Consider the following 21114-nt stretch of genomic DNA (forward strand, 5'->3'; position numbering starts at 1 on the left):
CCGGCCGGATGATCGACAGCAAACCGACAGCCAAGGTCCGGAACTCCCTCCGCGCGCGGGCTCGTTGCCGTGACGTAGCCACTTGGTCAAGGAGGAACGGCATGGGCTTCTACCTCGTCGCGGTGGTCACGGTCGGCATGCTCGGGGCCTACTGGGCCGGGCGATCGCCGGGTGCGACCAAGAAGTAGCTGTCCGTCGTGTCACACCGGTCGCCCGGCCCGTCAGGAACCCAGCCGGTAGCTTTCCCGTTGTCCGTTTGCGACGGATTCACCCTCGTTGGAGCCCGGGAGGCACAGTGACCGCGTTGCTCGTCGTGATCCTGCTGGTGGTGATCATCGGCGTAGCCGTAGTCGTGATGCGTCAGCGCGCGGCGAACGGCCAGCGCCTCGACGACGCCAAGGCGGACGCCCGCCGCTGGGTGGAGCGCCTCGGCGGCCAGGTGCTCAACCTGACCGGCACCAACGACGCCGCCAAGCAGGCGCTGGCCGACGCCGGCGAGCGCTACAACGCCGCCGGCTCGCAGATGGAACAGGCCCGCACCACCGAGCAGTGCCGGCTGGTCACCCAGACCGCGCAGGAAGGCCTGTACTACGTGCGGGCCGCCCGCACGGCGATGGGCCTCGACCCCGGCCCCGATCTGCCCGACCTCAACGGCCAGAGCCGCGCCGGCAAGGTCGACGGCGATCGCCGGGTCGAGGTGGAGGGCCACGAGTACGAGGCCTCGGCGCAGCCCGGCACGGGCACCCCGCACTACTACCCCGGCGGCTACGTCGCCGGCCGGCCGGTCCCGCAGGGCTGGTACAGCGAGCCGTGGTGGAAGCCCGCGCTCGTCGCCGGCGCCTGGGGCATCGGCGCCGGGCTGCTGTTCAACGCCATGTTCTCCGGCATGCACAGCATCCCGTACGCGGCAGGTGGCTGGGACGCCGGCGGCGGCTGGGACGGTGGTTACGACGGCGGCGGTTTCGACGGCGGCCAGGGCTTCGGCGACTTCGGCGGCGACCAGGGTCAGCAGGCCGGTTGGGACGGCGGCGACCAAGGCGGCGGTGACCAGGGCAGCGGCGATTGGGGCGGCGGCGACCAAGGCGGCTGGGACGGCGGCGGCGATTGGGGCGGTGGTGACTGGGGTGGCGGAGGCGACTGGGGCGGTGGTGGCGGCGACAACTGGTGACCGCTGACCGCGATCGCTGACATAAAGCGCGTAGTGCCGGTGCCCGGGAGCAACTGCCCCGGGCGCCGTTGCGTATCGGGCCTCGCAGTCCCCCAGACGCCGCAGCTTCTCGGGCCCCGCTGATTCTCGGGCGTTACCGCACTCGCGCCGCTGCCCATGCCGGCCATGGGCCTCAGGCGACCCACACCCCTGCGATCAGGCCGGCTGACAGGTAGGACACCAATACAGGTTGCGGCCGCCCAGATCCTTGGTGAGCACCGGAGTCCCACAGACCAGGCAGGGCTGACCAGCGCGGCGGTAGACGTACACCTCGCCGCCGTGCCGGTCCTGTCGTGGCGCCCGGCCCGTCACCTCCGGGTCGTGCTCCGGACGGACAGTGTCGATCCGGCCGACCTTGACGCCGTACTTCATCAGCTCGACCAGATCGGCCCAAATCGAGTCCCACTGCTCGCGGTCGAGGTGCTTGCCGGCCAGCATCGGGTCGATGCCGTGCCGGAACAGCACCTCGGCACGATAGACATTGCCGACGCCGGCCAGCACGGCCTGGTCGAGCAGCAACGCCGCGATCGACACCCGCGACTTCGAGATCCGCCGCCACGACCGCTCCGGATCGGCGTCCCGACGCAGCGGGTCCGGGCCGAGCCGGGCGAACAACGCGTCGACTTCGTCGTCCGTGAACAGTTCGCACGCAGTCGGGCCGCGCAGATCCGTGCCATGGGTTTCGCCGAGCATGCGCATCCGGACCATGCCGGTGACCGCCGGCTCCGGCCGTGGAAACTCGGTGAACGTCCCGTACAGGCCGAGGTGGACGTGCACGGTCGCGTCCGGCCCGTACCGGTGCAGCAGGTGCTTTCCGACGGCCTCGGCCCTCACCAGCACGCGCCCGTCGACCGACTCCGCACCGCCGAACTTGTCCTGCGGACTGCTGACCTGCACCTTTTCCCCGGCGTACCGGCGCTGATGGAGCCGGGCGAGTCGGTGCAGCGTGTGACCTTCCGGCATCAGGCGGTCGGCAGCTCCGGCGCGACGCCGGTCCGCTCGTACTCGGCCACGATGTCGATGCGGCGCTGGTGGCGCTCGGCGCCGGAGAACGGCGTGGCCAGGAACGCCTCGACGATCGCGGTGGCCTCCTCGACGCTGTGCATACGGGCACCGACCCCCACGACCTGGGCGTTGTTGTGTTCGCGGGACAGCTTCGCCGTCTCGGTGTTCCACGCCAGCGCCGCCCGCGCGCCCGGCACCTTGTTGGCGGCGATCTGCTCGCCGTTGCCCGAGCCGCCGATCACGACGCCGAGGCTGCCCTCGTCGGCGACCACCTGGCTGGCGGTGGCGATGCAGAAGGCCGGGTAGTCGTCCTCGGGGTCATAGGCGGCGGGGCCGACGTCGACCACGTCGTGTCCGCTGGCCGCGAGGTGCTTGACCAGGTGGGACTTCAGCTCGTAGCCGGCATGGTCGGAACCCAGGTAGACGCGCACGGTCAGAGTCTGCCATTCGGTGGGCGACGGGGAGCAATTCAGCTGCCGGAACGTGAGGTGCACGCCACACTCCGTCGGGTGAACAACGACGTCTTCCGGCAGGACGGATACCGACTGCGGCTGGAGTGGGGTGCGGACGGCGTCGCGGCGCTGGCGTCCAGCTGCGCGGTTCTGGTCGTCGTCGACGTGCTGTCCTTCACGACCGCGGTCGACGTCGCGCTGAATCGCGGCGGCCGGGTGGTTCCCGTGCGAAGAGGAGATAAGCGTGCGATTTCCTCCGCTCGGTCGGCCGGCGCGATCGTCGCCGGCGACCAGAAGTGGACGCTCCGTCCGTCGTCGTTGCTCGACCTGCCGGCCGACACACTGCTCGCGCTGCCGTCACCCAATGGGGCGGCGTTGTGTGTGCAGGCGGCGGGCGCCGGCGTGACCGTGTTCGCCGCTTGTCTGCGCAACGCCGAGTCAGTTGCGCGCGAAGTCGACAAGTTCGCCGGTGAACGGCCGATCGGCATCGTGCCGGCCGGCGAGCGGTGGGGCGTCACCACCGGCCCACTGCGTCCCGGCATCGAGGACCTGCTCGGCGCGGGCGCCGTCGCCGCCGCACTACTGGCGACGAACTCCAGCAGTGCGTCGCCCGAGACCAGGTTGGCGGCGAGCTGCTTTTCGCACGAAGTCGAGAATGTCGTCGAACTTCTCCACGCCTGCGCATCCGGCCGCGAGCTGACGGCCGCCGGGCACGGCGGCGACGTCGAGCTGGCCGCGGCGGTCGGCAGCAGTTCGTGCGCACCGGTGCTCCGCGACGGAGTGCTGACCAACAAACTGTCCACATGAGCGCGCGCTGGATCGAGGTCGCCGACGGAGTGCACGTCCGCCGGCACGAGGAGCTGGACCTGTCACTCGGCTTGGTCCTCGGCGAGGACGCCTGCCTCGTGGTGGACACCGGCGGTGACGAGGTTCAGGGCGCCGAGTGGGCGGCGGCAGTCCGCGCCGTGACGCCGCTGCCGTGGACCGTCGTCCTCACGCACTCGCACTTCGACCACGTCTTCGGCACGCAAGCGTTCCTGCCCTGTCCGGTGCTGGCCCATCCGAACTGTGTCGACGAACTCGTCATCGACGGCGCCGAAGACAAGGAGAAGTGGTCAGCGCACTACGCCGCGCAGAACCGACCGGACGTCGCCGAGGCCATCCGCGCCACCCGGATCGTGCTGCCGGACGCGTTGGTGTCGGAGCGGACAACGGTCGACCTCGGCGGCAGAGTCGTCGAGATCGCACAGTTCGGCCGTGGGCACACGGACAACGACCTGGTGCTGCGCGTGCCGGACGCCGATGTGGTGTTCGCCGGCGATCTCGTGGAGAACGGCGCCGCGCCGGCGTTCGAGGGCTCGTTCCCGGCGTCCTGGCCGACGGCGCTGGCCGGCCTGCTCGAACTGACCGGTCCGGACACGGTCGTCGTGCCGGGACACGGCGACCCGGTCGACGCGGCCTTCGTCGACGCGCAGCGGGCCGACATCGCGGCCGTCGTCGAGCTCGCGCGGGCCCTCACCGCCGGTTCGGTCACGCTCGCGGAGGTGCTCCGTGACTCACCGTTCCCGGCCGATGCCACCCATGGGGCCATCGGGAGATTGACGGCGCGTAACCGTTCCGGCCGGTAACAGGTCCCTTCACCGAAGGCATTGCCCCGAACAGTCGATAGCCACCACGCCCCTGACCGACAAACTGTTACCTAACGGCTATCGGAGCGCGATCCGATGTGCCGGTTTGCTGGATCACACGTGCGGTCGGGGCCGGCGTGGCGGACACCACGCGGTGAGCGAGGACGTAGTCGGTGAACCGACGAGATCGCATCGTCGTAGTAGGGGCTGGAGCGGCGGGCTTGAGAGCCGCTGAACGGCTGCGTGAACTCAGGTTCGAGGGTGAGGTGGTGATGGTCGGCAACGAGCCACACCGTCCTTATCACCGTCCTGAGCTGTCGAAGCAGCTGTTGACCGGGAAAGTGCAGGCCGACCAGTTGACGCTGGCCGCCTACACCGAGGTCGACGCGCGCTGGCGGCTGAACACCGCGGCTCGCGGCGTCGACACCGGCAAGCGCGTGCTCGCGCTGCCCGGCGGCGAACAGCTCGCCTACGACGGTCTGGTGATTGCCACCGGAATGGAGTCCCGGCACCTGCCGGGCGCCCCAGTCAACGACCCGCGCGTGCACCAGCTGCGCACCCTCGACGACGCGACGCGGCTTCGCGAGGCGCTGTCCGCGGACAAGGAGTCCGTCGTCGTGATCGGCGGCGGCTTCACCGGCTGCGAGGTCGCGGCCAGCATCCGCGCCCTCAAGCGGCGGGTGACGATCGTGACCGACGGGCCGGCGCTGATGGCCGGCGCGCTGCCGCCCGAGGTGTGCGACGGTGTCACCCGTTTGCACCAGAGCAAGGGTGTCGGTGTGGTCCTCGGCGTCGAGGTGCTGCACTGGCTGCCGGCGGACAACGGCATCGCGGTCCACCTGTCCGACGGGCAGGTGCTGGTCGCCGGGCATGTCGTCATCGCGGTCGGCGGCCTGCCGGCGGTGTCCTGGCTGCGCGGCTCCAAGGTCCCGCACCACGAGCGTGACGGCGTGTACTGCGAGGCGACCTGCCATGTCGTCGGCGCCGCCGACGTGGTGGCGGCCGGTGACGTGGCGTGCTGGCCCAACCTGCGGTTCGACGACGTGCCCAGGCGAGTCGAGCACTGGCTCAACGCGGTCGAGATGGGCCGGGCGGCGGCGGAGAACCTGCTGCTGGGACCGTCGCGGGCGCCGGCGTTCGCGCCGATGCCGCGGTTCTGGACCGAGCAGCACCGGATGAGGGTGCAGGTCGCGGGCCAGCCGCAGCTGGGCGGCGAGCACGGGCGACTCGGCCCGGGCAGCCTCGCGTCGGCGCGGAAAGACGGACTGGTCGGGCTGACCACCGTCGACCGGCCTCGGGAGTTCCACCGCCTGGTGGCCGGGCTCACCACCCGCCGACCGGGTCCGGCGGCACGGAAAAAAGGATTTCAGGAACCGGTTCCATCCGGTTGGGAACCAGTCAACCGGGCAGGAGAAACTATGCGTCCGCCACCGAAGTCAACACCCTTGGTGTCGAACTACCTGCCCGCCGGTGTGACGCTCACACCAACTTCTACAAGGACATAGACAACCGAATTCGTTAGTTCCGCTAACCAGAAACGCCGCACCACCCTGACAGCTACTCCGTTCGGCCGCACGGATTACTCCCCCGGACGTCTGGAGGCAGCTGTCACCGCAGACAAACTGTTTAACCATGACCAACAATAAGTGACAATCGGACATCCGACCCGGAGCATGGCCCCGACCACACGGCCCACCCCGTTGCTCCGATCGGACCACCCCGAGCATCACGGCCGTCCGGGAGGCGTCTGAGGTGTCGACGCAGTTGATAACGTTGACGCAGTTGATTGTTTCGCCGACAGTGCACTCCGCGCACGATTCTGGCGTGCGACAGGTAGCCGCGCTTTCGGCCCGGTTGGCCTATGCGTTGATGTGCCTGACCCTGGTCTGGGGGATTTTCACCGCGACCGGATGGGTCACCAAGCTGACAGGACGGCAGGCCGTTCGTAGCAGCCACATGGTTATGGCGACTTTCACGCTCGCCTTCGGCGGGCTGCATGCGGCATGCTTCCTTTTCCTCACCGATTCCGACGAGATCTTCAGTTGGATCAACCTCACCATCCCGATCTTGGACGGCGGCCAGCTGCGCTGGGCGTTCGGCATCCTCGGGCTCGAGGTGATGACCGCGATCCTGATCTCGACGGGGCTGGTCAAGTTCTTCGTGTACAGGAGGTGGTTGCGCTTCCACCAGATGGCCTACATAGCGGTGGGCATCACCATCGTGCACTCCTGGCTCGGCGCGGTCGCCAACGGTCACCTGTCCATCGTCTGGCTCGGCGGACTGACCCTGATGATTCCGACCGTCGTGCTGGCCGTGCTCCGCTTCGTCCCCAGCAAGAACCTCGTCGGAGCAGGAGTGCTCAGCGGCGGTTAGCGGGATCCCCCCGAACGTCCCGCCCCGTCCGCCACGCGGTTACCCCGAACCCGCCTCTTGAGAAAGGACTGCTGGCCCGATGAGTCCTCGTCGCGCTCTGCACGGCAGCTCCCTGACCATCAGCGTGAACAACGGTCGCTGTCACCTCTACGGCACCTGTCAGTACGAGGCCCCGAGCCTGTTCGAACTGACCGAGGACGAGCGGCTGCGCTACGTCACCGAGGTGATCCCCGAGTACGCCGACCAGGCCCGCGCCGCCGCGATGGCCTGCCCGATGCGTGCGATCCAGCTGTCCGGGGAGCAACTGTGAGCGGCAGGATGGAACGAATCGTCATCGTCGGTGCCGGGCTGACCGCGCTGCGCGCCGCCGAGCGGCTGCGCGAGCTGAAGTTCGACGGCGAGATCGTGATCGTCGGCGACGAGCCGCACAAGCCGTATCACCGGCCGGCGTTGTCCAAGCAGCTGGTGACGGGCAAGCTGGCCACCAAGGACCTGTTCTTCCCCGCCTACCACGACATCGACGCGATCTGGCGGACCAGGACCCGGGCGCACAAGCTGGACCACGGGCGGCACGTCGTGCACCTGCCCGGCGGCGAGGAGCTCAAGTACGACGGCCTGATGATCGCCACCGGGGTCGAGGCCAGACACCTGGCCGGCGCACCCCGACACGACCCGCGCGTGCACGCCCTGCGCACGCTCGACGACGCCATGGCGATCAAGGAGACGCTCACCCGCTCCAAGGGCCGCGTCGTGGTCATCGGCACCGGCTTCACCGGCTGCGAGTTCGCCTCCAGCTGCCGTGAGATGAACCGGGACGTCACCATCATCGGCCGGTCCAAGACGCTGTTCGGCAAGGCGCTCGGCCCCGAGCTCGGCGCGGCCATCGGCGACCTGCACCGCCGCCACGGCGTCGACCTGGCGCTCGGCGTGGACATCCGGCACTGGGCGACCGGCCCCGAGGGCGTCGCGATCGTGCTGTCCAACGAGCGGCTGATCACCGCCGCCTGCGTGATCCTCGCGGTCGGCAGCATGCCGTCCACGGACTGGCTAGCCGGCTCCGGCCTCGTGCTGGAGGACGGCGTGCTGTGCGAGCCGACCTGCCACGTGGTCGGCGCCTCCGACGTCGTCGCCGCCGGTGACGTCGCCCGCTGGCCCAACCTGCGGTTCGACGGCGTGCCGCGGCGTGTCGAGCACTGGCTCAACGCCATCGAGATGGGCCGGGCCGCCGCCGAGAGCCTGCTGGCCGGCAAGTCGCGGGCCAAGCCGTTCACGCCGCTGCCCCGGTTCTGGTCCGAGCAGCACCACGTGCGCATCCAGGCCGCCGGCATCCCGGCCATCGGCCAGCAGACGATGTACCTGAGCACGCGGCCCAACGGCGCCGAGAGGTCCATCACCGGCTACATTCGCGCCGGCAAGCCGGTCGGCATCGTCGGACTCAACCAGCCGCGCACGATGATCCACCTGACCAGGCAGCTCGACCAGAAGCTGCGCCCGATGGTGCCCAGCGAGCGCGTCCGCAACGCGCCGCGGCGCACGCCGGCGGAGAACCCGACCACCGCGAACGCCGAGACGCTCAGCGAGCGCAGCCCGAGCGAGAGCAAGATCGACGTCAGCGAGCTGTCGGCCCGGCTCAAGGCCCCGGCCATGCGCAACGGTCGCTGACCCGCTCGAACGGTCACGGTTGTGGCCCCTCCCGGCCTGGGAGGGGCCACAACCTTGTGTGCGCCGGGTAGCCTTCGAACACATTTCTGCCGGTGGAGGGCGCGCGGCGATGACGGGACAGTTGCGGGCGGACGCGAAGCGCAATCGCGACCAGATCCTGGCCGCCGCCCGTGAGCTGCTGGTCAACCAGGGCGTCGGCGTCCCCATGGAGGAGATCGCCCGCCACGCCGGCGTCGGCGTCGGCACGCTCTACCGGCGGTTCCCCGACCGGGTCGCGCTGCTGCGGGCCCTGTCCGTACACACCGTCGAGCACATGACCGAACTCGCCCGCACCGCCCTGCGCACCGAGCCCGACGCCTGGTCCGCGCTGAGCCGGTTCGTCCGCGAGTCCGTCGCCCTGCGTCTCGGCGCGCTGCGCTCCATCGTCGACCCGCAGCTGCGTTCCGCCCTCCACCAGAGCGACGAGATCCGCTCCGCCCGCCGGGACCTGCTGCACATCGTCGAGCAGATGATCATCACTGCTCAGGCCGACGGCTCCATGCGCACCGACGTCGGCGTGGTCGACGTCGCCATGCTCGTGTCGCTGCACCTCAAGCGGCCGTTCGACGTGCCCGGCACCATGCCCGAGGAGTTGGACGCCCGCCTCACCCAGCTCATGCTCGACGGACTCCGCCCCGCTTCGGCGACCGTCCTGCCCGGCAAGCCGACCACCCTCGCCGACGTCGACTGGCACGCCGACCACGAGCTCTGACCACATCCGCGCCCCCACTCGAGAAGTCCGACGGACGTGAGAAGTTCGCACACGATCGAGGAGTCCGCACGCGGTCGAGCCGGCCGTCGGCGACCAGAACTCGGCGAAGGAGAGCAGCTCGCGCTCGATCGGGCAGTTCGCGCGCAATCGAGAAGTTCGTACGAAGTCGGGGAGGGGGTCCGTACGCAGTCGAGCAAGTCGCACGAACTTGAGAGGTTCGCGCGCAGCCCAGCAGCTCGTGGGCGGTCGAGAAGCTCGCGCGCAGTCGAGAAGTTCGACGAAAAGGTCAGGCGCGACCGCCGCGAGGAGTGCGGCGGCCGCGCCCGAGTCGGCGGCCAGACGGGTCAGGAGAAGTCGGGCGACTCGGTCCGGGTGCGCTTGAGCTCGTAGAAGTGCGGGTAGCCGGCGAGCAGTCGGGCACCCTCGAACACGCGGACGGCGTCCTCGCCGCGCGGGATCTTGGACAGCACCGGGCCGAAGAACGCGACGCCGTTGACGTGGATGACCGGGGTGCCGACGTCCATGCCGACCGGGTCCATGCCGGAGTGGTGGCTGACCTTCAGTTCCTCGTCGTACTCGGTGCTGGCAGCCGCCTCCGCGAGTTCGGCCGGCAGGCCGACGTCGGCCAGGGCGAGCTTGATGACCTCGTCGAAGTCCTTGACGCCCTCGTTGTGGATCCGGGTGCCCATGGCCGTGTAGAGCGGCAGCAGCACCTTGTCGCCGTGGTGCTTGGCGGCGGCGATGGCCACCCGCACCGGGCCCCAGGCCCGGTCGAGGAAGTCGCGGTACTGCTCTGGCAGGTCACGCCCGTCGTTGAGCACGGAAAGGCTCATCACATGGAAGTTCAGGTCGAGCTCGCGGTGCTCGGCGACCTCGAGGATCCAGCGGGACGTGATCCACGCCCACGGGCATGCTGGGTCGAACCAGAAGTCGACCTTCACCTTCTCGTCCGAGAAGGAGGACACTGCGCTCATTCGACACATCTCCATGGGTCACGCCGGCCCGGCCAGCCCGGGCTCCACACCTAAGGGCAACCATCGGGGGGCGTCCGGTCTTCCCGTCCGGCGATTACGCCGGATCCTGGCAGCGCGGCGACCACGTCACGTGATTGGATGCGGGGACCCCTGCCCATCCCCGGTGGCGAACGACAGCCGATCCGGACCCCCGACATCCACAGATGAGGTGACCCAGTGGCCGCGCCGAACCTCACCCGCGCCCAGGCCCAGCAGCGCGCGGCGCTCCTCGAGGTCCAGTCCTACGACATAGAACTGGACCTGACCGGCGACGGTCCCGTGTTCGGATCGACGACTACCGTGCGCTTCCGCAGCCGCACGGCCGGCGCGTCGACCTGGATCGACCTCGTCGCGGGCGAGGTGCAGTCAGCCGTGCTCAACGGCGTCGAACTCGATGTCTCCGGCTATCGGGACGAGGATGGCATCGCGCTGTCCGACCTGGCCGAGCAGAACGAACTGGTGGTACGGGCTCAGTGCCTGTACACGAACACCGGCGAGGGCCTGCACCGCTTCGTCGACCCGGTCGACAAGGGCGTCTACCTGTACACCCAGTTCGAGACGGCCGACGCGAAGCGCATGTTCACCTGCTTCGACCAGCCGGACCTGAAGGCGGTCTACGACGTCACGGTGACCGCGCCGAAGGACTGGAAGGTGATGTCCAACGCTCCGTCGGCCAGCGTCGAGGAGCTGAACCCGGAGACCTCGCGCCACGTCTTCGAGACCACCAAGACCCTGTCGACGTACCTGATCGCGCTGGTCGCCGGCCCGTACGCCGAGTGGCGTGACGAGTTCACCGACGACGAGGGCAGCATCCCGCTGGGCCTGTACTGCCGCGCGTCGCTGGCCGAGCACATGGACCACGAGCGCCTGTTCACGCAGACCAAGCAGGGCTTCGACTTCTTCCACCGCGCCTTCGGGGTCCGCTACCCGTTCGGCAAGTACGACCAGGCCTTCGTGCCGGAGTTCAACGCGGGCGCGATGGAGAACGCCGGCCTGGTGACCTTCCTGGAGGACTTCGTCTTCCGCAGCCGGGTCACCCGCTACATGTACGAGCGGCGCTGCGAGACGGTGCTGCACGAGATGGCGCACATGTGGTTCGGCGACCTGGTCACCATGCGCTGGTGGGACGACCTGTGGCTGAACGAGTCGTTCGCCACCTGGGCCAGTGTGCTGTCGCAGGCCGAGGCCACCGAGTACCCGCACGCCTGGACGACCTTCGCCAACATCGAGAAGTCCTGGGCGTACCGGCAGGACCAGTTGCCCTCCACCCACCCGGTGGCGGCGGACATCCCGGACCTGCAGGCAGTCGAGGTCAACTTCGACGGCATCACGTACGCCAAGGGCGCCAGCGTGCTCAAGCAGCTGGTGGCCTACGTGGGCCTGGACAACTTCCTCGGCGGGCTGCGGGTGTACTTCGCCAAGCACGCCTGGGGCAACGCCACCCTGTCCGACCTGCTGGCGGCGCTGGAGGAGGCGTCGGGCCGCGACCTGTCGTGGTGGTCGGCGCAGTGGCTGGAGACCACCGGCCTGAACCTGCTGCGGCCGAAGTTCACCGTGGACGCGGACGGCCGGTTCGGCGAGTTCGCCGTGCTGCAGGGCGGCGCCCGCCCGGGTGCGGGCGAGCTGCGCACGCACCGGCTGGCGATCGGCGTCTACGACGACGACCCGGAGACCGGCAAGCTGGTCCGCACGCACCGTGTCGAGCTAGACGTGACGGGCGAGCGCACCGAGGTGCCGGACCTGGTGGGCGTGCCGCGGGGCAAGCTGGTGCTGGTCAACGACGACGACCTGACCTACTGCACGATGCGGCTGGACAACGACTCGCTGGCCACGCTGGTCGACCGGATCGTCGACATCACCGAGCCGCTGCCCCGCACGCTGTGCTGGTCGGCCACGTGGGAGATGACCCGCGAGGCCGAGCTGAAGGCCCGCGACTTCGTCACGCTGGTGCTGGGCAGCATCCACACCGAGAGCGAGGTCGGCGTCGTGCAGCGGCTGCTGCTCCAGGCGCAGACCGCGATCTCCTCGTACGCGGACCCGTCGTGGGCCCCGGAGGGCTGGCGGCGGTTCACCGACACGGTGCTGGGGCTGGCCCGCTCCGCGGAGCCGGGCTCGGACCACCAGCTGGCGTTCGTCAACTCGCTGTCCGGCTCGGCGCTGACCGACGACGTCGTCGCCGTGCTGAAGGGCTGGCTGGACGGCTCGGCGCCGCTGCCGGGCCTCGTGGTGGACACCGACCTGCGCTGGCGGCTGCTGCAGGCGCTGACCGCGCACGGCGCGGCCGGCGACGCCGAGGTGCGTGACGAGCTGGAGCAGGATCCGACGGCGGCCGGTCAGCGGCACGCCGAGCGGGCCCGCGCGCTGGTGCCGACCGAGGCCAACAAGGCCGAGGCGTGGCGTCGGGCGGTGCACGACGACGATCTGCCGAACGCGGTGAACGAGGCGATCATCTACGGCTTCGCGCACCCGAGCCAGAAGGAGCTGCTCGCGCCGTACGCGGAGAAGTACTTCGCCGACGTCGCGGACGTGTGGCGGCGCCGGTCCAGCGAGCGGGCGCAGCCGACGGTGACAGGCCTGTTCCCGTCGTGGGCGGTGGCCGAGTCGACCGTGCAGGCGGCCGACGCCTGGCTGGAGTCCGAGGAGCACCCGCCGTCGCTGCGCCGCCTGGTGTCCGAGGGCCGCGCCGGCATCGTGCGGGCGTTGGCGGCCCGCGAGTTCGACCGGTCCTGACCCCGTAGCGCAAAGGAGGCCCTCCCGGATTCGTCCGGGAGGGCCTCCTCGTGTCTACGACCAGGTCACCGGCGGGGCGCCGGACCCGCCTGGTCGGTCAGCATGCGCAGGCCGCTGACCAGGCCGCCGGCCAGGTTGCCCTCCTTGAAGGAGGCCACCATGCTCATCACGGCCAGCTTGCAGCCGCGGTCGGGCAGCCGGCGGTGCGACTCGTCGCCGGTCACGATCTCGACGGCGCGCTGGCCCGGGGACACGGCGATCAGCACCGCGTGCGTCGGCCGCAGGGTCTGCGCGTGCAGCTCCTCGGCGGCCTTGCGGGTGTCGTCGCCGTCCAGCTCGCCCAGGTAGACGCTGAAGTCGAGGCCGGTCTCCCGGCTCGACAGGGTCAGCGCCTCGTCCAGCTGCGCCAGCTCGGCGGAGCGGAAGGGCAGGGTTGGCGGCTGGGGCTTCTGCTCGACGGCGACCGAGAGCCGGCCGTCGGCCATCAGGGCCTCGCCGTAGCCGAGCTCGACGTCGCCCCGCTGCGCGATCTCACCAGTTGCCACGGGCACCTCCCCGGGCGGTCGGAGCGGGCTCGCCGGCCTCGCCCTGCTCCAGCGCGGCGTGCGCGGAGAGGGTGTGGGCGCCTACGCCCACGGGATTGGCGGTCCACCACACTGGCGCGTAGCCCCACTCCTGGCCTGCCTGGTACCGGGGGGTACGCGCGAACTTCGGCCACAGCGTCAGCAACGCGATCACGCCGTACACACACAGCGGGATCAGCGCGAAGACGAGGAGGGTGTCCACGACGTTCACGAGGCCTTACGGTAGCCGAGGCCGTCCCGCCGCGCGTCACCGGCCGCCCCGCTCCGGGGCGATGACCACGCCCGAACGGGCGCTGTGCGCGGCGTAGTGACCACACCGTTGCCGACGACAGCGCGTGAACGTGATCATCGCCACGCACTCTTGCGGTGTAACGCGCTGCGCCGAACGGACCCCGGGTAGACAACGCGAATGCCGCCGGTTTGGCGGCTTGTCCTGACCGGCGAATCAAGATTAGCTTTCACCTGTACGGGTCTTGCGGAGCAAGGGCCTTGCCTGAATTCCACCCTGATCCCCCCAGGAGGGCACGCCATGCACACGCCGAACCTCCCCACCCCGGTCGTGACTGTCACCCGATCGAGTGAAGAGCTGCACACGGTATTCACGGCGACCTCGGGCATCCGGGTGAACAAGACCACCCTTGTCCAGCGTGGCATTCGGGTGAACGCTCAGGCCGGGATCCGCGTCAACCGCGAGGGTATCCGCGTGAACCGCGACGGCATCCGCGTCAACCGGGCCGCCGCCGACCGAGCGGGGATCCGGGTCAACCGCGACGGGATCCGCGTCAACCGCGACGGCATCCGCGTCAACCGCGACGGCATCCGCGTCAACCGGGCCGCCGCCGACCGAGCGGGGATCCGGGTCAACCGCGACGGCATCAGGGTCAACCGCGCGGCCTGACCACAGGCACAACGGGCGAGGTTCTACATACTCCCCTCTACTAATTACTATCTTGTTTTGTAGCCTGACCCGCCTAATCTACCTATGTTCCGCTTGTCTATAGACCAGCGCCTGATGTGCATTGTTAGATGTTATCGATTGAACTAACTGGACCGAAGGCGAACCAGTACGGGCCGTTTCGGCACGTGCCCCGCTACCGCGGGCCGTTCACCCGGGCGAACCGCCGGCTCACGCCGCGGGCTCGCCCAGGTATGGCAGCCATTGGGGGTCGGCGTCGGCCACGCCCGCCAGCAGCCGCCAGTGCGGCCCCCGGGGCGCGGTCGGGACGACCAGCAGCCTCCAACCCAGTTCGGACAGCATCTTGTCGGCCTTGCGGTGGTTGCACTTGGCACAGCAGGCCACGCAGTTGGTCCAGCTGTGGGGACCCCCGCGCGAACGCGGCACCACATGATCGATAGTCTCTGCCCGCCCGCCGCAGTACGCGCAGCGGTAGCGGTCCCGGTGCATCAGCCCGGCCCTGGTCAGCGGCACCCGGCCGCGATAGGGGACCCGGACGTAGCTGGACAGCCGGATGACCGAGGGCACCACGACGCTGGCAGTGGAGGAATGCAGGATCAGACCGGCCGAGTCGCCGTGCACGACCTCGGCCTTGCCGCAGACCACCAGCACCACGGCCCGCCGCAGCGGTAACGCCGTCAGCGGCTCGAACGTGGCGTTGAGCAGGAGCACCCTGCGCCGACCCCAACTGGGCCCTGTCGGCGCACCACGCGCCCTGTCCTGGCCGACCCGGTCCGGATCCACGCTGGATACGTGGCCGCTGACCTGGGTCTGGGCAGGAACTTGAGACAGAGGGACCCGCGGCGCCACTCCCGATCTGGGGGCGCCGATCGGTATGGGTTGTCGGTCGGGCACGCGACCACCTCCACCGGTGCAGCCATAGTCGACCACACTTGACCCGCTCAACGCACGTGTGATGCATGACATGTCATGAACCCGTCGTCAAATCCATGGCGAACCGTGGCCTAACGGCGATCGTTTTCACCTAGGTCGCTACCCTTCGGCAGATGACCGAGGCACTCCCCCGTTTGACGGCGTCCTATCCACCGGCCGAGCGTCTGCCGCTCGTGGAGGACCTGCACGGACACGCTGTGTCCGACCCGTACCGCTGGTTGGAGGACCCGGCCGACGAGCGCACTGTCACCTGGTCGGCCGCACAGGACGGGGTCACGGAGTCGTGGCTGACGGCGCTGCCCGGCCGTGACGCGCTGCGCGGACGGCTGGAGCGGCTCACGGCGGCCGGCAGCGTCGGAGCACCCGTCTGGCGTAACGGCCGGGCGTTCTTCACCCGCCGCGACCCGGGCCAGGACCACGCCGCGCTGTGGCTGCGCGAGCGTGACGGCAGCGAGCGCGTCCTCCTCGACGTCACCGTCATCGACCCGTCTGGGCGCACGACTCTGGACACCTGGTCGCCGAGCCGCGAGGGCGCCCTCCTGGCGTACCAGATCTCGGTCGGCGGCAACGAGGAGTCGCTGCTGCACGTGCTGGACGTGGACAGCGGCGAGCTGCTCGACGGCCCGATCGACCGCTGCCGGTACAGCTCGGTGGGCTGGCTGCCCGGCGGCGAGGAGTTCTTCTACGTCCGCAGGCTGCCCGCGGACCAGGTGCCGGAGGGCGAGCAGCTGTTCCACCGCCGCGTCTGGCGGCACCGTGTCGGCACGGACGCCGCCACCGACGTCAACGTGCACGGCGACGGCATGGACCCCACGTACTACTTCATGCTGTCCACCTCGGAGGACGGCCGCTGGCTGCTGGTCGACGGCCGGCGCGGCACCACGCAGCGCGAGGCTGTGTGGATCGCCGACCTCACGGCCGACGAGTTCGTGCTGAACGAGGTCGTGTCGGACGAGGGCGGCGCGCGGTGCAACGCGTGGGTCGCCGGCGACGGCCGCCTGTACCTGCTGACGACACTGGACGCCCCGCGCGGGCGACTGTGCGTCGCGGACCCGCAGCAGCCGGGCCGTGAGCACTGGACCGAGCTCGTGGCCGAAGAGCACGACTCTGTGCTGGAGAACGCCGAGTGGGTGCGCGGCTCAGGTGAGGGCGACGGGGATCAGGGCACCCACCTCGTGCTCCAGCGCACCCGGCACGCCGTGTCGGAGCTGCACCTGCACGAGCCGTCGACGGGTGCACACGTGGGACAGGTGCCCCTGCCGAGCAAGGGCAGCCTGCACGGCATGACCATGACCGACGCGCGGACCAGCGGCCGCGAGGGCGTCATCTGGTTCGGCTGGACCGACTTCACCACGCCCACGTGCGTGCGCACCTACCGCGTCGGTGCGTCCGACACCGAGCTGTGGGCCGCCGCGCCGGGCGCCATTGAGGTGCCGGACGTACGCACAGAACAGCTCGAGTACGTGTCACGCGACGGCACCGTGGTGCGCATGTTCGTCGTGTCGCCGCACGGCCGTCCCGACCAGCCGCTGCCGACGCTCGTCACCGGCTACGGCGGCTTCGCCCTCACACGCCGTCCCGGCTACAACAGCAACGCCCTGGCCTGGGTGCAGTCCGGCGGCGTGTGGGTCCTCGTGTCGCTGCGCGGCGGCTCCGAGGAGGGCGAGCAGTGGCACCAGGCCGGCATGCGCGACCGCAAGCAGAACGTGTTCGACGACTTCCACTCCGCCGCCGAATACCTGATCCGCAACGGCTGGACGACGCCGGAGCAGTTGGCGATCTCCGGCGGATCCAACGGTGGTCTGCTTGTCGGAGCGGCGTTGACCCAAAGGCCGGAACTGTATCGGGCGGTCGTGTGTTCCGCGCCACTGCTGGACATGGTGCGGTACGAGCGGTTTCTGCTGGGCAGGCTGTGGGCGGAGGAGTACGGGAGCGCCGCCGTGGCCGACGAGCTGGCTTGGCTGCTGGCCTACTCCCCGTACCATCGGGTGATCGAGGAGGTCGAGTACCCGGCCGTGCTGTTCGCCGTGTTCGAGTCGGACAGCAGGGTGGACCCGAACCACGCCCGCAAGATGTGCGCAGCGTTGCAGCACGCCACCAGCGCTGACCCCACCAAGCATCCGGTGTTGATCCGCCGTGAGACCGAGGTCGGCCACGCGGCGCGGTCGGTGTCGCGCAGCGTGGCGCTGGCCGTCGACGAACTCGGCTTCCTCGCCCATCAGGTCGGCTTGGAGCTGGAGGACTGACTACATATGACCGGGCAGGACAACAACGTGGTCAAGGCGGCCGGATGGTTCGCCGACAATTGGCCGTTGTTAGTCACCGGGGCCATTCAGGTCGCGATCATCGTGGTGCTCGCCGTGGTGATCCGGCTGGTGCTCCACCGGATGATCGACAAGTTCACGCAGGGCAACGGCGAGATGCCGCCGCTGCTGCGCCCGCTGAAGGAGCGGGTGCAGCAGCTGCCCGCCCCGCAGCGGTCGGAGCGGCGGCGGCAGCGGGCCGCGACCATCGGCTCGGTGCTCAAGTCGCTGACCTCGCTGCTGATCTATGGCATCGCGTTCCTGACGATCATGAAGCAGCTCGGCTTCGACATCACGCCGATCATCGCCTCGGCCGGCGTGCTCGGCGTCGCGATCGGCTTCGGCGCGCAATCGCTGGTCCGGGACTTCCTGTCCGGCGTCTTCATGATGCTGGAGGATCAGTACGGCGTCGGCGACGTGATCGATGCCGGCCAGGCCACCGGCACCGTCGAGGCCGTCGGCCTGCGCGTGTCGTGGCAGGCATGGCTAGTGTTAGTGACAGACATTGATATAAGGTTCTCCCAAGGAAGCAAGCCCATGTACTATGTGTTAAAACGTCGCGGGATTGTGAGGCGTAAGGTCGAGTCAGGTTACCCCATATTTCACAACTGAACAGACTGTGCATTCATACGTAATCATGTCGAGTGGACAATGATCCTACATAATTCTGTTTGTGCCACTCCGTCCAGCATCTTGGGTGATCACAGGCGTATCTGGAGCCTATGACCGATTTATAACGCTGGTTCCCCAGTTTGCTTGCTCATCTTCAGTAACTTGAATATGTGACCTTGTCTGGGCATTTTTAGGGGTCTGAGAATCATTTAGCGCGGAGCTCCCATTTCGCCCCCAGCTCATACGCAACGGATTCTTAGATTCAAGAGAAAATAGCCGGGAAGTTTTGTCGGCTGCGTAGTAGGAAACGGTGGCGCACATGGGTGACATCGGCACCTGCGCGTGAACACGCTGCGCGACGTCAACGGCACCGTCTGGTACGTGCGCAACGGCGAGGTCGTCCGGATCGGCAACTCCAGCCAGGGCTTCGCGGTCGCCGTCGTCGACGTGCCGCTCAGCCACCACGGCAGCGTGGACGAGGCACTGGCCGTGCTCGGCGAGGCCGCCGAGGAGGCGGTGAGCCAGGCGCCGCTCGCCGACGACGTGATGGACGCGCCACAGGTGCTCGGCGTGGAGAAGGTCACGTCGGAGGGCATCACGCTGCGGCTGACCGTCAAGGTCCGGCCCGGCCGGCAGTGGGCGACGCAGCGAGCGCTGCGGGCCCGCATCATGGGCGCGTTCGTGGCGGCCGGCATCGAACTGCCGTTCGTGCGCACGCCGGCGAAGCCGGCCGAGGAGCCACCCAAGCCCGCACCGGCCCGGCCGCGCAGCACCGGCTTCGAGGACACCAAGGCGTCAGGCTCGGACAGCTGAGTGCGAGGATAGAGACGTGGGAACGCCGCAGAACTTCTACGAGGCCGTCGGCGGCGAGAAGACGTTCCGCCGCATCGTCGGCCGCTTCTACGCCGAGGTCGCCAAGGACGAGGTGCTCCGTCCGCTGTATCCGGAGGAGGACCTCGGGCCGGCCGAGGAGCGTCTGCGGCTGTTCCTGATCCAGTACTGGGGCGGCCCGCACACCTACTCCGACCAGCGCGGCCACCCCCGGCTGCGGATGCGGCACGCGCCGTTCACGGTCGGTCCGATCCAGCGGGACGCGTGGCTGCGCTGCATGCGGATCGCCGTCGACGAGGAGCGGCTGCCCGAGGCCGAGCGCCAGCAGCTGTGGGAGTACCTGGAGATGGCGGCCAACAGCCTGCTCAACACCTGGGTGTGAGATCCCGGTGAGAACGATCACTGCGCGGCTGACCACGGTTTTCCGCCTGGCGTAACCCATTAGGGGACAACCGATCCCGGACGGATGGCAATATGACACCCCGTGCGACGATCCGCTGACGTTCATGCCGAGATCGCCGAGAAGTCGGCTTGGTGGCGCGACGCGGTCTTCTACCAGGTGTACGTCAGGTCCTTCGCGGACTCGGACGGCGACGGCGTCGGCGATCTCGAGGGCATCCGGTCCCGACTGGGCTACCTGGAGCTGCTCGGGGTCGACGCGCTCTGGCTGACGCCGTTCTACCGCTCGCCGATGGCCGATCACGGCTACGACGTCGCCGATCCACGGGACGTCGACCCGCAGTTCGGCGACCTGGCCGCGTTCGACCGCCTCGTTGCCGACGCGCACAAGTGCGGCATCAAGGTCACCGTCGACCTCGTGCCCAACCACACCAGCGACCAGCACGGGTGGTTCCAGGCCGCCCTGCGGGCCGGGCCCGGCAGCGTCGAGCGGGACCGGTACCACTTCCGTGAGGGCCGGGGCGGCGACGGCTCAATGCCGCCCAACAACTGGACCAGCGTGTTCGGCGGGCCCGCTTGGACGCGGGTCGCCGACGGGCAGTGGTACCTGCACCTGTTCGCGCCCCAGCAGCCCGACCTGAACTGGTCCCATCCCGAGGTTCGCGCCGATCTCGAGCGCACCCTCCGATTCTGGCTCGACCGCGGGGCCGACGGCTTCCGCATCGACGTCGCCCACGGCATGGCCAAGCCGTACGGGCTGCCCGACATGGACCCCCGGGCCGAGATCGGCGCCGGCGTGCTGCACGACAACGCCCTCGACCCGCGATTCGACGACGACGGTGTGCACGAGATCCACCGCATGATCCGCAAGGTGCTCGACGAGTACCCCAACGCCATGGCCGTCGGCGAAATCTGGGTCAAGGAGAACGAGCGGTTCACCCGCTACCTCCGAGCCGATGAGCTCCACCTCGGCTTCAACTTCCGCCTCGTGGAAGCCGAGTTCGACGCCGACTCCGTCCGCAACGCCATCGACTCCTCGCTCGCCGCCGTCACCTACGTCGACTCCCCCGCCACCTGGACTCTGTCCAACCACGACGTCGTCCGGCACGTCACCCGCTACGGCGACGGCTTACTCGGTCGTCAGCGCGCCCGGGCCATGGCCCTCGTAGAGCTCGCCCTGCCCGGGGTCGTCTACGTCTACAACGGCGAGGAACTCGGGCTGTCCAACGTCGAACTGCCCGACTGGGCCCTCCAGGACCCCATCTGGCTTCGGTCCGGGCACACCGATCGGGGCCGCGACGGCTGCCGCGTGCCCATTCCCTGGGAGGGCGACCAGCCCCCCTTCGGCTTCTCCTCCGGCGTCGCCACCTGGCTGCCCATGCCGCACGAGTGGGCCGGCCTCACCGTCGAGGCCCAGCTCGAGGACCCCGGGTCCATGCTGTCCCTCTACCGCCAGGCCCTCGAGCTCCGGAAGACCCATCCAGCCTTCGGCGGCGAGAGCCTCGAGTGGTACGGCGCCCCTCCTGGCTGCTTCGCCTTCCGCCGCAAGGGCGGCGGTCTCATCTGCGCCCTCAATACCGGCAGCGCCCCCGTGCCGCTGCCGCCCGGGCAGGTGCTGCTGGCCAGCGGGCCGATGGCCGCCGACCTCCTGCCCCCGGACACCGCCGTCTGGCTGGTGTGACGGCTTTCTCGTCCCGTCGGGGGCCGCACCGTGG

General features: G+C 69.4%; 22 protein-coding genes. 16 read left to right on the forward strand and 6 right to left on the reverse strand.

The genetic code is table 11. The features are described 5' to 3' along the window. Positions 1-8: 8 nt before the first annotated feature. Together KUTG_RS58540 and KUTG_RS61340 are read left to right on the forward strand one after the other, a co-directional pair. Positions 9-188 (forward strand): hypothetical protein, encoded by a 180-nt coding sequence (locus KUTG_RS58540; RefSeq protein ID WP_157494586.1) that lies wholly within the window; start codon positions 9-11, stop codon positions 186-188. Between the two features lie 167 nt (positions 189-355). Beyond that, the gene (locus KUTG_RS61340; RefSeq protein ID WP_232241459.1) at positions 356-1168 is read left to right on the forward strand and encodes a hypothetical protein; all 813 of its coding nucleotides are present in this window, start codon (positions 356-358) and stop codon (positions 1166-1168) included. A 195-nt stretch (positions 1169-1363) separates the two neighbouring features. Here KUTG_RS61340 and KUTG_RS17170 read toward each other — a convergent pair whose 3' ends face one another. Then, the gene (locus tag KUTG_RS17170) at positions 1364-2170 is read right to left on the reverse strand and encodes an Fpg/Nei family DNA glycosylase (protein ID WP_043718075.1); all 807 of its coding nucleotides are present in this window, start codon (positions 2168-2170) and stop codon (positions 1364-1366) included. Next, positions 2170-2643: a ribose-5-phosphate isomerase gene (locus KUTG_RS17175; RefSeq protein WP_043729678.1), complete on the reverse strand. Its 474-nt coding sequence runs from the start codon at positions 2641-2643 to the stop codon at positions 2170-2172. Before KUTG_RS17175 ends, KUTG_RS17170 begins: the two co-directional genes overlap by 1 nt. 78 nt (positions 2644-2721) lie before the next feature. Between KUTG_RS17175 and KUTG_RS17180 the strand changes: the two genes are divergently transcribed. The 7 genes from KUTG_RS17180 (at position 2722) to KUTG_RS17210 (ending at position 9078) form a co-directional block, all read left to right on the forward strand. Continuing rightward, positions 2722-3471: a 2-phosphosulfolactate phosphatase gene (locus KUTG_RS17180; protein ID WP_043729679.1), complete on the forward strand. Its 750-nt coding sequence runs from the start codon at positions 2722-2724 to the stop codon at positions 3469-3471. After that, entirely contained in the window at positions 3468-4292 is an 825-nt protein-coding gene (locus KUTG_RS17185; RefSeq protein ID WP_043718078.1) for an MBL fold metallo-hydrolase, read from the forward strand. Before KUTG_RS17180 ends, KUTG_RS17185 begins: the two co-directional genes overlap by 4 nt. A 173-nt stretch (positions 4293-4465) precedes the next feature. Further along, the gene (locus KUTG_RS17190; protein ID WP_084579414.1) at positions 4466-5797 is read left to right on the forward strand and encodes an NAD(P)/FAD-dependent oxidoreductase; all 1332 of its coding nucleotides are present in this window, start codon (positions 4466-4468) and stop codon (positions 5795-5797) included. 247 nt (positions 5798-6044) lie between these two features. Then, the gene (locus KUTG_RS17195; protein WP_232240834.1) at positions 6045-6665 is read left to right on the forward strand and encodes a ferric reductase-like transmembrane domain-containing protein; all 621 of its coding nucleotides are present in this window, start codon (positions 6045-6047) and stop codon (positions 6663-6665) included. Positions 6666-6744: 79 nt separating this feature from the next. Further along, positions 6745-6975 carry a ferredoxin gene (locus tag KUTG_RS17200; protein WP_043718080.1) on the forward strand — a complete coding sequence of 77 codons (231 nt, stop codon included), beginning with the start codon at positions 6745-6747 and terminating at the stop codon, positions 6973-6975. Further along, on the forward strand, positions 6972-8327 hold the full coding sequence (locus KUTG_RS17205; RefSeq protein WP_157494587.1) for an NAD(P)/FAD-dependent oxidoreductase: 1356 nt from the start codon (positions 6972-6974) through the stop codon (positions 8325-8327). The genes KUTG_RS17200 and KUTG_RS17205 overlap by 4 nt, the downstream gene beginning before the upstream one ends. 109 nt (positions 8328-8436) lie before the next feature. Beyond that, positions 8437-9078 carry a TetR/AcrR family transcriptional regulator gene (locus KUTG_RS17210; RefSeq protein WP_043718083.1) on the forward strand — a complete coding sequence of 214 codons (642 nt, stop codon included), beginning with the start codon at positions 8437-8439 and terminating at the stop codon, positions 9076-9078. A 344-nt stretch (positions 9079-9422) separates the two neighbouring features. Here KUTG_RS17210 and KUTG_RS17215 read toward each other — a convergent pair whose 3' ends face one another. Continuing rightward, positions 9423-10052, reverse strand: a complete 630-nt coding sequence (locus KUTG_RS17215) for a mycothiol-dependent nitroreductase Rv2466c family protein (RefSeq protein ID WP_043718085.1) — start codon at positions 10050-10052, stop codon at positions 9423-9425. Between the two features lie 216 nt (positions 10053-10268). Here KUTG_RS17215 and pepN point away from each other — a divergent pair, with 216 nt between their 5' ends. Next, complete coding sequence (gene pepN / locus KUTG_RS17220; RefSeq protein ID WP_043718089.1) at positions 10269-12821, forward strand: aminopeptidase N; 2553 nt, start codon at positions 10269-10271, stop codon at positions 12819-12821. Positions 12822-12886: 65 nt separating this feature from the next. Here pepN and KUTG_RS17225 read toward each other — a convergent pair whose 3' ends face one another. Both KUTG_RS17225 and KUTG_RS17230 read right to left on the reverse strand, forming a co-directional pair. Further along, complete coding sequence (locus KUTG_RS17225; RefSeq protein ID WP_043729687.1) at positions 12887-13366, reverse strand: DUF5130 family protein; 480 nt, start codon at positions 13364-13366, stop codon at positions 12887-12889. Further along, positions 13353-13616 (reverse strand): aa3-type cytochrome oxidase subunit CtaJ, encoded by a 264-nt coding sequence (locus tag KUTG_RS17230; protein ID WP_043718091.1) that lies wholly within the window; start codon positions 13614-13616, stop codon positions 13353-13355. Before KUTG_RS17230 ends, KUTG_RS17225 begins: the two co-directional genes overlap by 14 nt. Positions 13617-13934: 318 nt before the next feature. Here KUTG_RS17230 and KUTG_RS17235 point away from each other — a divergent pair, with 318 nt between their 5' ends. Beyond that, the gene (locus KUTG_RS17235) at positions 13935-14303 is read left to right on the forward strand and encodes a hypothetical protein (protein ID WP_043718093.1); all 369 of its coding nucleotides are present in this window, start codon (positions 13935-13937) and stop codon (positions 14301-14303) included. 228 nt (positions 14304-14531) lie between these two features. Here KUTG_RS17235 and KUTG_RS17240 read toward each other — a convergent pair whose 3' ends face one another. Then, positions 14532-15215, reverse strand: coding sequence for an HNH endonuclease (locus KUTG_RS17240; protein WP_198047207.1), 684 nt, complete (start codon positions 15213-15215; stop codon positions 14532-14534). Positions 15216-15367: 152 nt separating this feature from the next. Here KUTG_RS17240 and KUTG_RS17245 point away from each other — a divergent pair, with 152 nt between their 5' ends. The 5 genes from KUTG_RS17245 (at position 15368) to KUTG_RS17265 (ending at position 21080) form a co-directional block, all read left to right on the forward strand. After that, entirely contained in the window at positions 15368-17500 is a 2133-nt protein-coding gene (locus tag KUTG_RS17245; RefSeq protein WP_043718096.1) for a prolyl oligopeptidase family serine peptidase, read from the forward strand. Between the two features lie 6 nt (positions 17501-17506). Next, the gene (locus KUTG_RS66250; protein ID WP_052394767.1) at positions 17507-18169 is read left to right on the forward strand and encodes a mechanosensitive ion channel family protein; all 663 of its coding nucleotides are present in this window, start codon (positions 17507-17509) and stop codon (positions 18167-18169) included. A gap of 342 nt (positions 18170-18511) precedes the next feature. Continuing rightward, positions 18512-18982 (forward strand): mechanosensitive ion channel family protein, encoded by a 471-nt coding sequence (locus KUTG_RS17255; RefSeq protein WP_052394770.1) that lies wholly within the window; start codon positions 18512-18514, stop codon positions 18980-18982. A 16-nt stretch (positions 18983-18998) separates the two neighbouring features. Beyond that, the gene (locus tag KUTG_RS17260) at positions 18999-19382 is read left to right on the forward strand and encodes a globin (protein WP_043718098.1); all 384 of its coding nucleotides are present in this window, start codon (positions 18999-19001) and stop codon (positions 19380-19382) included. A gap of 102 nt (positions 19383-19484) precedes the next feature. Beyond that, positions 19485-21080: a glycoside hydrolase family 13 protein gene (locus tag KUTG_RS17265; protein ID WP_157494589.1), complete on the forward strand. Its 1596-nt coding sequence runs from the start codon at positions 19485-19487 to the stop codon at positions 21078-21080. Positions 21081-21114: the final 34 nt, after the last annotated feature.

Origin of the sequence: Kutzneria sp. 744 (assembly GCF_000568255.1) — a bacterium.
Classification (GTDB): Bacteria; Actinomycetota; Actinomycetes; order Mycobacteriales; family Pseudonocardiaceae; genus Kutzneria.

Excerpts from the sequence above, each read along its gene's own strand:
- KUTG_RS58540 (WP_157494586.1), top strand. The coding sequence starts at position 9 with ATGATCGACAGCAAACCGACAGCCAAGGTCCGGAACTCCCTCCGCGCG.
- KUTG_RS61340 (WP_232241459.1), top strand. The coding sequence starts at position 356 with ATGCGTCAGCGCGCGGCGAACGGCCAGCGCCTCGACGACGCCAAGGCG.
- KUTG_RS17170 (WP_043718075.1), bottom strand. The coding sequence starts at position 2,170 with ATGCCGGAAGGTCACACGCTGCACCGACTCGCCCGGCTCCATCAGCGC.
- KUTG_RS17185 (WP_043718078.1), top strand. The coding sequence starts at position 3,468 with ATGAGCGCGCGCTGGATCGAGGTCGCCGACGGAGTGCACGTCCGCCGG.
- KUTG_RS17200 (WP_043718080.1), top strand. The coding sequence starts at position 6,745 with ATGAGTCCTCGTCGCGCTCTGCACGGCAGCTCCCTGACCATCAGCGTG.
- KUTG_RS17210 (WP_043718083.1), top strand. The coding sequence starts at position 8,437 with ATGACGGGACAGTTGCGGGCGGACGCGAAGCGCAATCGCGACCAGATC.
- KUTG_RS17215 (WP_043718085.1), bottom strand. The coding sequence starts at position 10,052 with ATGAGCGCAGTGTCCTCCTTCTCGGACGAGAAGGTGAAGGTCGACTTC.
- KUTG_RS17235 (WP_043718093.1), top strand. The coding sequence starts at position 13,935 with ATGCACACGCCGAACCTCCCCACCCCGGTCGTGACTGTCACCCGATCG.
- KUTG_RS17245 (WP_043718096.1), top strand. The coding sequence starts at position 15,368 with ATGACCGAGGCACTCCCCCGTTTGACGGCGTCCTATCCACCGGCCGAG.
- KUTG_RS66250 (WP_052394767.1), top strand. The coding sequence starts at position 17,507 with ATGACCGGGCAGGACAACAACGTGGTCAAGGCGGCCGGATGGTTCGCC.